This is a genomic window from Streptomyces sp. x-19 (assembly GCF_046549115.1).
Taxonomy (GTDB): domain Bacteria; phylum Actinomycetota; class Actinomycetes; order Streptomycetales; family Streptomycetaceae; genus Streptomyces; species Streptomyces albulus_C.
This window is the reverse complement of sequence record NZ_JAJPWK010000040.1, coordinates 24,672-36,506: the sequence shown is the minus strand read 5'-3', so window position 1 is coordinate 36,506 and position 11,835 is coordinate 24,672. Positions and strand designations below refer to the sequence as shown.

Genomic DNA, 11,835 nt, shown 5'->3' with positions numbered 1-11,835 from the left:
CGCGTCGAGGGCCGCCCCGGCGACTTCATCGGCGACCGCCCTGTCAACTCCGTCATCCAACCCGCTGGCCGTCCCACAGCACACCCCTCTGATCAGGAGTGTTGCAACGACTGGTTGAACCCAGGCAGTTCCGGTCCCGCAAGTTCGTCCAGGCCCTCGACCGTCACCGGATGGCCGGCTCGATAGGACGAGTCGGGGCGGCAGGCGACAACGCGGCCATGGAGTCCTTCTTCAGCTTGCTACAGAAGAACGTCCTCGACCGCCGGGCGTGGGCAACCCGCGAGGAACTGCGGATCGCGATCGTGACCTGGATCGAGAAGACCTACCACCGGCGCCGCAGACAAGCTGCCCTCGGCAGGCTGACCCCTGTCGAATTCGAGATCGTCATGACCGCACCGGCCTTCCAGGCCGCGTGACCAAACCTGTCACCCGAACCTGCATCAGACCCTAGCGATGACGGGCGGCTTCGCATCAACCCTCCTCATCGGCGTCATCGCCGGCCTCTACCCGGCAGTCAGAGCCGCCCGCCTATCACCGACCTGGGCCCTCCAGGCGGGATGACTCCCGGTACGACTTGCTGTGACGCCCATATCGGCCCACCGCCCCGGGGCGGTGGGCCGCAGTTCAGGGCAAAGCGAGATCCCACTGACACCCCCGGCACCGCACCATCCCCTCAACAAGGAGAGAACGAGTGAACAAGCTCCAGGCAACCGTCACGCTCATGCGCAGGAAGCGAAGCTATGCCGCACTGCGTCTGACCGCAGTACTGTGCGGTGGCATCGCACTACTTGCATCGGTAACGCCAGCACAGGCAATCGTCGGAGGGAAGGACACCGAACAGACCGAAGACTGGATGGTGTCATTGCAGTTCGAGGACGGGAGCCATAAATGCGGAGGCGCCCTCATCGATGAGCAATGGGTGCTCACAGCAGCGCACTGTGTCATAGAGCCCTTGGCGGGTGACCCCACCGCTCCAGGGCGCCCTTCCCTGGTGTGCGACCGCCGCCACCGTCGGCGGTATCGCGGCGTGTCGGTGGCGTTGTCGAGGGCGTGGTGCGAGGGTCGCAGGTGGCATCGTCGGCCGCAGCCGTACTCCTCCTGAGCCGATCGGCTGCGGCTGACGATGCCCTCTCGGGCTGGTTGCTCTGGTCCAGCGCACGGGCCGGGCCAACCACTCTTGACGCTGACCCTGCAGTGCTGGAGTTGTTTGTCGATCTGCTCGCTGGTGCTGCCCATCCGGACCCGGGCAAGGACCTTTCGCTCGCCCTCGTTGAGCGCCGCGATCTTCGCGTTGATGCCGTGTCCCCGCACCGGCATCCGTCGCGCAGCCCGGCGGACCAGGTTCTGCAGCACCTCCCGGGCGAATACCCGGCCGCCGGACATGACCACGTGCAGGGCCGAGAACAACTCCTCTGCTCTGAGGTCCTTCAGCAGGAACCCGTGGGCGCCGACGCTCAGGCGTCGAAGACCTGCTCGTGGCGTTGTAGGTGCTCAGGACCAACACCTGGGGTGGGGCCAGCAGTTCCAGCAGCCTGCGGGTGGCGGCGATCCCGTTGACGTTGGGCCTGCGCAGGTCCACCAACGCAACGTCCGGTCGGTGGGTGCGAGCCTGGCTGAGGGCATCCGCACCGTCCACGGCCTCGGCGACGACCTCGAAATCGCCCGACGTCTCCAGCATCATGCGCAGGCCGGAACGGATGATGGTCTGATCGTCGACGATCGCGACGCGAATGGTCATGAGTTGTGCTCCCTCTCGGTGCTGCGACTGTCCGGTGGCAGTGCCATCACGGCTTCGATGCGGTATCCGCCGTCCGCTGTCGGCCCGGCAGTGAACGTTCCACCACCTGTCTCGACTGCACTCCGCATGCTGTGCAGGCCCAGTCCTCCGGAGCCGCCCACCGGCTTCAACCGCTGCACGGGACGGCCGTTGTGGACGTTCAGGGTCACCGAGCGCGGCGCGAAGGCCAGGCTGATGCGGACCGGAGCGCCGGGCGCGTGCTTGGCGGCGTTGGTGAGCGCCTCGCGGCTGATCCGGTACAGCAGTGACTCGGTGCCGGTGTCGAGCGGGCGTACGGTGCCCTCCGGCGTGTAAGCGGCCTGGATGCCCACCGCACGCATATTGCGGGCCAGCGCCTCAAGGAACTCATGGCAGTTGGCGTACGCGCAGGTCTCCTCACCCGCCCGCCCGTCCTCGTCGCGCAGGACCGTGATGACCCGGCGCAGCTCTTGCATGACGGTGATGGCGCCTTCCTGGATGTCCTGGAACGCCTTGGCGGCCTGAGGCGGGAGGCCGGGCTGCCGTTCGGCGGTGGAGGCGCGCAGCACCAGCAAGGTGACGTGGTGCCCGACGGTGTCGTGGATCTCGAATGCCAGCCGGGTGCGCTTCTCAAGGAGGACGAACCGCGCCGCGTGCTCGGTGGCGGCCTCCGCGTGCGAGAGCTGCTCCTGCAACTGCTCTTTGAGCCCGCGTTGGCGCCGCACCGTCCGCCCGTAGAAGGCCGGCAGCACCGTGTAGAGGACCACCATGTAGGTGCCCCAGACGGGATCGCCGGTGACTTCCCCGGTGAGCACTCTCGCCACGACGTACGCCAGTGCGCCGCCGCCCGTGATGAGGGCGCGTGCCTCGCGGCCGTAGAGACCGACGGCGTACGACGCGGCGATCAGTGCGGTGGCTTCGTCGGAGGCGAAGGTGGCCAAGGCGGCTACCACCACGCACAGTTCGGGGTGAATGCGACGCCACAACAGACTCGCGGCCGCGGCCACCGCGCACAGCGCACTCAGCAGATAGGAATGGGTGAAGCCGGTGCCGTGGCTGGATGTCAGCACCACCACGCTGGCCAGGCCGACCAGCAGCGCCAGCGCCGCGTCCTGGACGAGGTCGGAGCACCGGCCGGCTCCGAGGAGGTAGCCGACCCGCCGATGGGCCATCGCCCACACGTCCGCAGCCATCACGGCCTCGTCTCGGTATGGGACGGAAGGGCTGCCGGCAGGGGCGGGGCCAAGCGCCGGTGGCGCAGCGGGAATCTACTCATCGGTCCAAACGGGGGTCGGACAGCGGCTGGGGGACCGCGTCGGTGGGCGGAGACGACCGCCGTGCGCCGAACCGGGGGATTCGGGCGAGCGGCAATGCGGAGCGCATCGGGTCTCCAGAGACGGAAGGGCGTTCACCTGGGCAAGCGTGTGTGCACGCTGTGGCGCCGAAGACTGCTCCGTTGAAGCAACGGCTCCATGCCCAAGCAAGTTCCGCGTCGTAGGTAGATGCCTCACCGGGAAGTTCCGGCGTGTGGGCCCCGCGCCGTGCTCGGTCGACGCCTGGCGATCCGCGCGAGGAAGTCAGGCAACTGCCGTTGGAGGACAAGTCCCCCTGCGGCTAGCCCGGATTTGGGAACAGGAGGCACGGGTGGGCACGGGTGCCCTCGTCCACCAGGCTTGCGAGTTCCCTGGCTATCAGGGCGGCCACATATGTGACGTGGCCGAGATCGGCATCCGTCTCGGTCAGGATCGCCAGGCCGGTGTCGTTGTCGACCGGCAGCAGGCACAGATGGTGCCGGATGGCATTGAGCACGATCGCGCTGGTCACGCCGCTCGGACATGCCTCTGTGGCCGCCCGGGCCAGTGACATCAGACTGGCGGCAAGGGCGGCCAGGCGTTCGGAGTGGGTGACTTCGGCGCCCTCTGACGTGCCTGGCCGGCAGTCTGATGTCACTGGAGGAGACGAGCAACCGCCTGCTCCATCCCCGGAGTGGTCTCGCGGTATTCGCGTATGACGTGGTGGACATCGGATGCCCGGGCTTCGAGCAGTCGTATGAGTGCCTCCCGGGAAGGGGGCTTTCGGCAATAGGGATACGGGGACCGGGGCAGGGCGTTGTGGGCGTGTCCAGCGCGTGCTCGACCAGCCGTATGAGGGTCAGCCGCACCTCTTCGTGGCGCCGCACGTCGGCGGGCAGCACCGGCGCGTCCAGATCGATCCGCAGGGCGGTCCGGACCTGCTCCGTAGTGGACGGGTGGTGGCCGTCGAATGCGTTCAGTGCCACGACGAACGGGATTCCGCGCGCCTCGAAGTAGTCGATCGCAGGGAAAGAGTCGGCCAGCTGGTGACTGTCGACGAGGACCACGGCACCGATGGCCCCGCGCACCAGGTCGTCCCACAGGAACCAGAACCGGTCCTGGCCCGGGGCACCGAACAGATAGAGCACCAGGATCGGATCGACGGTGAACCGGCCGAAGTCCGTGGCCATGGTGGTGGTTGACTTGCCGGTCACCTCGGTGAGGTCGTCCACTTCCTCGGATTCGGTGGTCCGCATGAATGCGGTCCGTACGGCTTCGGTCCGCAGCGGATCGATCTCCGAGACGCTGCCGATCATCGTCGTCGTGGCCGACGCCGAAGCCGCCGGCCACGACGATCTTCGCCGAGGTCGTCTGGAGGTCGCCTCAAGGTTGGTGGAGGCCACTGGGCAACCTTTCGATCTGGGCCGTGGACGGATGCCCAGCGGCCATTGTGGTCAACCTGAATCGACGGGCGAGGATGGCGCCGCGCTCGGGCGGCATGCCGTCGTCCGGGTAGGCCCTGGCACGGCCGCCGATGACTGCGTACGGGCGGGGCGCCAGCCGCGAAGGACTGCTCGGCTCGGGTACGGGGCCTCGGCTCGGCGCCCGGTCAGCCGGCCAATGCCGCAAGGTTCCTCAGCCTCGATCTCAGCTCCGGAGCCAGCGCCGGGCCCATCTGGCGTACCAGCCGGGTCATCTGGTAGCCCAGCAGGGCCGGTCGTAGGAAGGGCCGGCGGCCACGGTGAGCACGGCGTCGTCCGCCACCGGTACGACCGCGAGGATGCCGTGCTCCATCTCCAGGATGGTGCGCTCCACCGCTCCCGAGCCGTTCAGTTCGGAGGTGACCTGTACCAGTGAGGCCAGACCGCTCGCGTGGGAGGCGATCAGTGAGGGATGGGGCCGTGCCGGTACAGCCCCGGCCGAGCAACAGCCCGTCCGGCGAGACGATGGGCATGTCGGAGGCCCCGGGCGGGCCGGTGAGGAACCTGTGCAGATTCCACTCGAACTCGCCGACCCGATCGATCTGCGCGTGCGTGGACGGCAGCCTGCACGCCGTGGAGGTGAGGGTCTCCGCATGTATGGCTGCCGTCGTCTCTGTACCGGTGCCGTCCGCCGTGGCAGCGGCGATGCCCTGACTCAGCTTCTGCATCCGACGCCGTATTTCGGCCGGGGCAGGGTGCATGACCACCGAGGCGGTGCGCCCGTCCCTCAGGCCGGTGTCGGTGTCAGCTTGATCGAGGCTGCCGGCGCGGTGCCGACGGTGCGTACCGAAAGACCGGAATCGATCAGTGCGTACTGCGGCTTTCGCTCCGGCGCCGGTTGCTCCAACTGAGCCGCCGCGGGAGGCACGGCAGCCGGTGCCTGGGGTGGCATGGGGGGCTTCGGCACGGACTCATCGGTCGGTGATGGGGGCAGGGAAGCCGATGAAGCGGTGGCGGACGCGACGACTGGTGACGGGGCTGGTCGCGGTGCACCCGGCTGCGGGGTGCCTGGCCCGGTCGGCGGGCCGAGGAACTTCGAGGACAGGACCAGCAAGACGGCCAGTCCGACCGGCGCATAGGCGTGCAGGCGCACCCGTACCCCGTGCTTGCGGGCGAGCATTCCCACTACGTACAGGCCCAGGGCCTGGCTGCGGCCGGCCTGGTTGTCCGCTGAGTGCCCCTGGATGCGGGGCGCGGGCGTCAACTCTTCTGCATCCGTGTCGACGCCGCGGTCGCGGATCTTCAACAGTGACCGCCCGTCGGGCAGTTGTTGGCCACTGACCTGGACCCAGGCGTCCGGGCCGGAAAGGAGGCGGCGTTTTCCAACAGCTCAGTGACGAGGTGTACATGGTCGTCAGCGATGTAGCCGACCACTCAAAAGTCAGGGAACTCCCGAAAGGTGACGTGCTGATGGTCATTGATCTCGGAGGCGGCTGCCCGCTCCACGGTACGAAGGAAGGTGGTCCCGCGCCGCGTTGTACTGTTCTCGGCCCCGGCGAGCACGAGCGGCCTCTCGCTGTTGCGCCGGATCCAGGTGGCCAGGCAGTCGAGTTGCAACAGTTGGGAGAGTTCCTCCGGATTGCGCCCGCCGAGCTGTAACTCAGCGATCAAGTCAAGCTGAAGCTGGACGAGTGCCTGGTTGCGGCGGGAGGGATTTCTGAAGGCGGAGGTCGGCCCCGTGACGCAGGGTGGCAGGGTGCTGTGCCAACTGCACGGCCTCCAGGTAGACCTGATCGAGGGCCCGGGCGTTCGACGCCGTTCTCCACGAGGCCGTGCGGCAGGCCGCCGATCAGGCGGCGCTGCGCAAGAGCGTCAAGGTCGTGCTGACCTCGTTGGGCCGGCGTAACCAGGGCCTGGTCTGCCGGCAGTTGGCGGTCATCACCGAGCTGGAGGAGACCGAGCAGAACCCGGCGCGGCTGGCCGACCTCTTCCAGATCGACCACCTGGCCACCCGTATGCGGCGGTATGGCGAGAACCTGCTGCTGGCAGACGAGAGTGCCGACCGGGCGACCCGGTACTCGGACCCGGCCGAACCGGTCCAGGTAGACGCCGGATTGGGATCGGGGCGACGTCGTCCCTTGGATCAGCGACCGGGGCGCCGGGATGTCGCAAACCATGATGGCCGACCTCAACGCCCGGCTCAGTAACCCTCCCCTGATCGAGGTGGCCACCACAGGCAAGATGGTCCTCTACGTCGTCAGTCGGCTCGCCGCCCGGCTCGGGATTGGCGCCGGGCTGTCCTGTCAGGGCAAGCGCTGCACGCGAGCTGCCGGCGGTGCTGTTGGTGGCGCAGGAGCCGTACGGAGAGCAGCCGCCCAGGCCCGCCGTGGTCAACCTTCGGTTCGACACCGTCAACTGAGGCAGACAGACCTGCGGCGGAGCCGCCCACTACGGTCGTTCCCAGGTACTGTCCGCACGCTGCTGCCCGCCCACCAGGGAGCTGTTCGCTCCGGTGCCGCCTCCGCACGTGCTTGTACGCGTGCCCGATCCAGTGGAGATCCGCACCCCAATGACCCGAAGCCTTATCGATGAACGACTCGCGGTAGCCGAGGAGCGGCTGCGGCACCTCTACCTCCGGCGCGAGGGCGACGAAGAGGCGGAATGGGGAGCACCGCTCGCCGATCCGCATGAGTGGCCGAGCCCGGAAGACGTGGCCCGTCTGGCTGCAGAGGGCGATCGACTGGCCCACGTGGCCTGGGAGTTCGGCCTCGCCGAGTGCGAGACGGATCTCCTGGTCACTTGTCTGCTGCCCGAGCTCAACCCCGTCTGCGGCTCCGCCATCCGTTTCCTGAGCGGGCTGCCCGTCTCCCGGCCCACCGTCGCCATCGCCCTGTCCACCCACGGCATCTCGGTCCCGGAAGCCCTCGCCGACGGTCTGCTGCGGGACGGCTCGCCATTGCTCGACGGTGGCCTGGTGAGATACGAGGAACCCGAAGCCTCCTTCCCTGAACGCGTGTTGAAAGTCCACGACCGAGTGCTGGACTTCCTGACAGGCCACGACGCCGGCGCGCTATGTGGCGTCCGCTGGCTGCGGAGTCTGCCGCCATACCCCGACGACCCCCGCGCCCCCGAGCCTGGAGACTCCCAAGGCCCGGGCCCCGAGCCGGCTGGCGAACCAAGCCCGGCTCGCGATCTGGCCGCAGCCCTCGTCACCGATCCCCACCGAGCCTGCTACCTCCGCCAGGGCATCGACGGTGAGGCCCTGCCCGCCGCCCGCGCCGCGCTCGCCACCCTGGGCCGTACTTCCCTGCTGTTGGACCCCGATGCGCTCGCCACCGACGACAGCAGCCCTGCCCAACTCGCCCAGCGGACCGCTCTCGAAGCCCGGCTGCTCGGCGCCGCCCTCCTCGTTCCCGTACCGCCGCCCGGTACGGCCGCGCCCGAGCGGTGCGACCGGCTGCGCGGCCTGGTCACCCGTCTCGACGAGGCACCACTGCCGCTGCTCCTGTACGGCGGTCACCCCTGGGCCGCCCACCACTGGGACACCCCACGCCCCGCCGAGATCGACCTGCGTGACCCCGCCGCGCGCCGTCCCGATCAGCAACTGGGAGCCGCCGCATCGGCGGCCGTGGAGCACGTCCACCGGACCGCCGCCCTGCGCGCGGCCGTCCCCACGGCGGACGAGGTGCGCCAGTCCGCCCGCCGCCGTTCCGCTGCCGAACTCGGCTCCCTGGCCCGGCACCTCGTCCCCGAAGTCGGTTGGCAGGACCTCGTCCTGCCGGAGTCCGTGCGGTTCCGGCTGGACATGCTGACGGCCCGTGTCCGGCATCGTGACACAGTGTTCGGTGACTGGGGACTGCGCCGGGGCGGCGGTCGCGGCCAGGGCACCACCGCGCTGTTCGCGGGCGAGTCCGGGACCGGCAAGACCATGGCCGCCGAGGCCGTGGCCCAGGAACTCGGACTCGATCTGTATGTCGTCAGCCTCCCCTTCCTCGTCTCCAAGTACATCGGCGAGACCGAGAAGAACCTCGAACGGGTCTTCTCCGCCGCCGACATGCTCGACGCCGTCGTCCTCTTCGACGAGGCAGACGCGATGTTCGCCAAGCGCGGCGAGGTCAAGGGCTCCAACGACCGGCACGCCAACATGCAAAGCGGCTACCTGCTGCAACGCCTGGAGTCCTTCAACGGCCTCGCGGTCCTCACCACCAACCTGCGCGCCAACATCGACACCGCCTTCACCCGCCGCTTCGACGAGGTCATCCTCTTCGAGAGCCCCGGCCCTGAGGTCCGCACCTTGCTCTGGCGTTCCCTCTTGGGTGCGTCCGCCCCCGCCGGCCTCGATGTCGAAAGCCTCGCCCAGGCTTACGACCTGGCGGGTGGCAGCATCCGCGCCTGCGTGGAGAGCGCGGCCTTCGCGGCCGCGGCAGCCGGCCGCCCCCTGAGCGAGGATGACCTTCTCCAGGGCATCGAAACGGAGTACGGCAAGCTGGGCCGACTCTTCACGCGGAGGGAGGCGTAGATGTTCCACGCCCTGCGCAAGGGGCGGGCACCCGCGGCAGCTTCACAGCCGGGGAACCTTGGTGAAGCGGCCGGTGTGGTAAGGGCCAGCGACCGCGCGGCAATGCGAGCGGCAGGGCGATCCGGACTCGGCGCCGCAGCGCGGGCATGGGTGGCGCTCGATGTCATCCGCATTGGACGCGGGTGCGCCTTGAGGGCCCGTCATGAGCCCGAGTTTCGCACAGTGTGACTCCCAGAAGGGGGTAACTCCCGCTTTGAGTGAGAACGAGTTGCGCGAACCGATCCAAGGCTCGGAGGGTCTTCCTCGGTTGCCGAGCGATCTTGCTCCGGGAAAGGGTCGTTTGGGAGAGGGGTCCATGGGTCGATGTTGCATTGCTGCCGGTGAGGCGCCGCCTATCCCTTTAAGCGGAACTAAGAAGTCCGGATGTGCGTTCTCAACAGTCAAGACCTGACCTGGAGGAGAGGACGGCCATGGACACCACAGGAAAGCCCACGTCCCGGCGTACGGTGCTCACGCTGGGAGCTGGGGCGGCGCTCGCCGCTGCCCTTCCTGCGAGCGGGAGCGCATACGCTGCAACCCTCGACGGCAGCAGCGTGATCTCGCGCCAGCTGAAGGATCTGGAACGGCAGCATTCCGCTCGCCTGGGTGTCTACGCCCACAACACTGCCACAGGCCGGATTGTGCAGTACCGCGCTAGCGAGAGCTTCCCCATGTGCTCGGTCTTCAAGACGCTGGCCGCCGCGGCCGTGCTGCGCGACCTCGATCACGACGGCGAGTTCCTGGCCAGGCGCATCCGGTACACCGAGAAGGACGTCACGGACTCGGGTTACGCTCCGATCACCGGCAAGCCCGAGAACCTCGCCCACGGCATGACGGTTGCTGAACTGTGCGCCGCCACGATCTGCTACAGCGACAATGCCGCTGGCAATCTCCTCCTTCGCGAGCTGGGAGGACCGACCGCGATTACACGATTCTGCCGATCGATCGGGGACAGGACGACGCGGCTCGACCGGTGGGAGCCCGATCTGAACTCCGCCGAACCGTGGCGCAAGACGGACACCACCAGCCCGAAGGCCATCGGGCAGACCTACGCGCGCCTCACCCTTGGCACCGCCCTCGGGGCTGAGGACCGCAAGCGGCTCACTGACTGGATGCTGGCCAACACCACGGGCGGCGAGAAACTGCGCGCTGGCCTGCCCTCCGAGTGGACCGTCGCGGACAAGACCGGGGGCGGAAAGTATGGGACCAACCATGACGTGGGCATCACCTGGCCCCCGGACCGCTCGCCCATCGTCATGGCCGTCCTGACGACCAAGCGCGAGCCCGACGCCGCGCCCGACAACCCCCTGATCGCCCAAACCGCCACACTGCTGGCAGCAGCACTGGCCTGACCCACGCGAGCCGCCGCCTGGGCACTTGGGCCACCTGCCTGTCTATGTCGTGCCCGGGCGTGCGTGCTCTTACTGTAAACGGCCCCTTCCCGTCGGCCGCCGAGCTTTACAAGCCCGCCCAGGACGGGCTATGCCAGCCTCGGCCGCGCTGGTTCACTTCTCCGTACGGTCCGCCGACTCCCCGGCATCAGTTTGGAGGTCGGAGGAGATATCCGCGAAAGGGGCCACTTCGTGACATGGAGCTATTTTCGGATGCGAAGTGTGGCGGTGTGCGGGAGTGGTGAACCTCATGCTGCTTGCCCTGGTTCGGCGCCTTCTGGTACGCGTATTGGACCGTATGGAACCCGAAAGAAAGCATGAGTCGGCGCCCGACCCACACCCGGGAGCCTATATTTTTTTCATTGCGCCCGTTCGCGGGTTACCTGGAGGCCGGAATATGCAGTTCACGCGTGCGCGACGTGCCGTTCTCAGGGGGCTCGCTGCGCTTATCGCCCTTCCGCTTGCGGCATGCGGTCATGACAGCAATCAGGAGTCACCGGCTCCGGCTGCCGCGACAACAAGGGAGGATCCTGCGGCGAAGCAGCCTGTCGGCGATTTCAAGGAGCTAGAGCGTAAGTACGGTGCGCGGCTTGGGATCTATGCGGTCAACACGGGCGATGGGCAGGAGGCGGCCTACAACGCCGACGAGCGGTTCGCGTACGCCTCGACGTTCAAAGCGTTCGCCGCCGCTGCCGTCCTGCGCAAATACACCTTGAGCGGAATGGACAAGGTGATCAAGTACTCCCGGGACGATCTGATCGACCACTCTCCGGTGACCGAGAAGCATGTCGATACCGGAATGACCCTGCATGATCTGTGTGACGCAGCCGTCCGCTACAGCGACAATACTGCAGCCAACCTTCTGTTCGACGCGCTGGGCGGGCCGAAGGGCCTGGCCGCCGTTCTCGCAGAGACAGGTGATACCACGACGAGGGTGAATCGCCGCGAGCCGGAACTGAGTCGCTGGGTGCCTGGTGAGATGCGGGACACCACCACTCCCCGTGCGTGGGCAGGCGTTCTGCGGGAATTCGTTCTCGGTGACGCCCTGGGCAAGGACGAACGCAAGCAGCTCACACAGTGGCTGCGGACCAACACCACCGGGGATGAGCTCATCAGGGCGGGCGTACCCAGGGAGTGGACGGTCGGGGACAAGACGGGAACCGGCAGCTTCTACGGTGCCCGCAACGACATCGCCGTCGTGTGGCCTCCCAACTCTGCACCCATCGTCATGGCGATCATGTCTAACCGAGGCACCAAGGACGCCGACTACGACAATAAGCTGATTGCCGACGTGGCAACCGTGGTCACCAAGGCACTGACATAGCGAACACCGTTCCCTGGTAACCGGGTCACGGCGGCAGGGTAACGGGTAAGCGCTCACCGGATGCGATGGCCGTCCGGCGCGATGCGCGGGCCG

Annotated in this window: 10 protein-coding genes and 3 pseudogenes; 6 read left to right on the top strand and 7 right to left on the bottom strand. The window is 67.8% G+C overall.

From position 1 onward, the window contains the following. Positions 1–125 precede the first annotated feature (125 nt). A pseudogene (locus tag ACLJT4_RS39940) lies at positions 126–416 on the top strand (integrase core domain-containing protein); the annotation flags it as partial. A gap of 305 nt (positions 417–721) precedes the next feature. Then, positions 722–937, top strand: a pseudogene (locus ACLJT4_RS39935) (trypsin-like serine protease); the annotation flags it as partial. Here the strand turns inward: ACLJT4_RS39935 and ACLJT4_RS39930 are convergent. The 7 genes and pseudogenes from ACLJT4_RS39930 to ACLJT4_RS39900 all read right to left on the bottom strand — a co-directional run bounded on the left by ACLJT4_RS39930 (position 860) and on the right by ACLJT4_RS39900 (position 6,140). Further along, a complete protein-coding gene (locus tag ACLJT4_RS39930) occupies positions 860–1,738 on the bottom strand; it encodes a response regulator (protein WP_411129964.1) in 879 nt (292 codons plus the stop codon). The pseudogene ACLJT4_RS39935 and the gene ACLJT4_RS39930 sit on opposite strands and share 78 nt — an antisense overlap. After that, positions 1,735–2,949: a sensor histidine kinase gene (locus tag ACLJT4_RS39925; RefSeq protein ID WP_411129963.1), complete on the bottom strand. Its 1,215-nt coding sequence runs from the start codon at positions 2,947–2,949 to the stop codon at positions 1,735–1,737. The genes ACLJT4_RS39930 and ACLJT4_RS39925 overlap by 4 nt, the downstream gene beginning before the upstream one ends. Positions 2,950–3,370: 421 nt before the next feature. Next, entirely contained in the window at positions 3,371–3,706 is a 336-nt protein-coding gene (locus ACLJT4_RS39920) for a roadblock/LC7 domain-containing protein (RefSeq protein ID WP_411129962.1), read from the bottom strand. Positions 3,707–3,878: 172 nt separating this feature from the next. Further along, positions 3,879–4,404: pseudogene (locus tag ACLJT4_RS39915) on the bottom strand (GTP-binding protein); the annotation flags it as partial. A gap of 336 nt (positions 4,405–4,740) precedes the next feature. Then, positions 4,741–5,124, bottom strand: a complete 384-nt coding sequence (locus tag ACLJT4_RS39910) for a roadblock/LC7 domain-containing protein (RefSeq protein WP_411129961.1) — start codon at positions 5,122–5,124, stop codon at positions 4,741–4,743. 132 nt (positions 5,125–5,256) lie between these two features. Beyond that, on the bottom strand, positions 5,257–5,775 hold the full coding sequence (locus tag ACLJT4_RS39905) for a hypothetical protein (protein WP_411129960.1): 519 nt from the start codon (positions 5,773–5,775) through the stop codon (positions 5,257–5,259). Between the two features lie 128 nt (positions 5,776–5,903). Further along, positions 5,904–6,140 (bottom strand): hypothetical protein, encoded by a 237-nt coding sequence (locus ACLJT4_RS39900; RefSeq protein WP_411129959.1) that lies wholly within the window; start codon positions 6,138–6,140, stop codon positions 5,904–5,906. Between the two features lie 161 nt (positions 6,141–6,301). On the opposite strand from ACLJT4_RS39900, the gene ACLJT4_RS39895 reads away from it, so the two are divergent. From ACLJT4_RS39895 to bla (ACLJT4_RS39880), 4 genes are all read left to right on the top strand, one after another. Beyond that, positions 6,302–6,676 (top strand): hypothetical protein, encoded by a 375-nt coding sequence (locus tag ACLJT4_RS39895; RefSeq protein WP_411129958.1) that lies wholly within the window; start codon positions 6,302–6,304, stop codon positions 6,674–6,676. A gap of 362 nt (positions 6,677–7,038) precedes the next feature. Beyond that, positions 7,039–8,988 (top strand): ATP-binding protein, encoded by a 1,950-nt coding sequence (locus ACLJT4_RS39890; protein ID WP_411129957.1) that lies wholly within the window; start codon positions 7,039–7,041, stop codon positions 8,986–8,988. 470 nt (positions 8,989–9,458) lie between these two features. Next, the gene (gene bla / locus ACLJT4_RS39885; RefSeq protein WP_411129956.1) at positions 9,459–10,379 is read left to right on the top strand and encodes a class A beta-lactamase; all 921 of its coding nucleotides are present in this window, start codon (positions 9,459–9,461) and stop codon (positions 10,377–10,379) included. A gap of 436 nt (positions 10,380–10,815) precedes the next feature. Then, positions 10,816–11,742, top strand: coding sequence for a class A beta-lactamase (gene bla / locus ACLJT4_RS39880; RefSeq protein WP_411129955.1), 927 nt, complete (start codon positions 10,816–10,818; stop codon positions 11,740–11,742). The last annotated feature ends 93 nt before the right edge of the window (positions 11,743–11,835 follow it).

Excerpts from the sequence above, each read along its gene's own strand:
- ACLJT4_RS39890 (WP_411129957.1), top strand. The coding sequence starts at position 7,039 with ATGACCCGAAGCCTTATCGATGAACGACTCGCGGTAGCCGAGGAGCGG.
- bla (WP_411129956.1), top strand. The coding sequence starts at position 9,459 with ATGGACACCACAGGAAAGCCCACGTCCCGGCGTACGGTGCTCACGCTG.
- ACLJT4_RS39930 (WP_411129964.1), bottom strand. The coding sequence starts at position 1,738 with ATGACCATTCGCGTCGCGATCGTCGACGATCAGACCATCATCCGTTCC.
- bla (WP_411129955.1), top strand. The coding sequence starts at position 10,816 with ATGCAGTTCACGCGTGCGCGACGTGCCGTTCTCAGGGGGCTCGCTGCG.
- ACLJT4_RS39910 (WP_411129961.1), bottom strand. The coding sequence starts at position 5,124 with ATGCGGAGACCCTCACCTCCACGGCGTGCAGGCTGCCGTCCACGCACG.
- ACLJT4_RS39925 (WP_411129963.1), bottom strand. The coding sequence starts at position 2,949 with ATGGCTGCGGACGTGTGGGCGATGGCCCATCGGCGGGTCGGCTACCTC.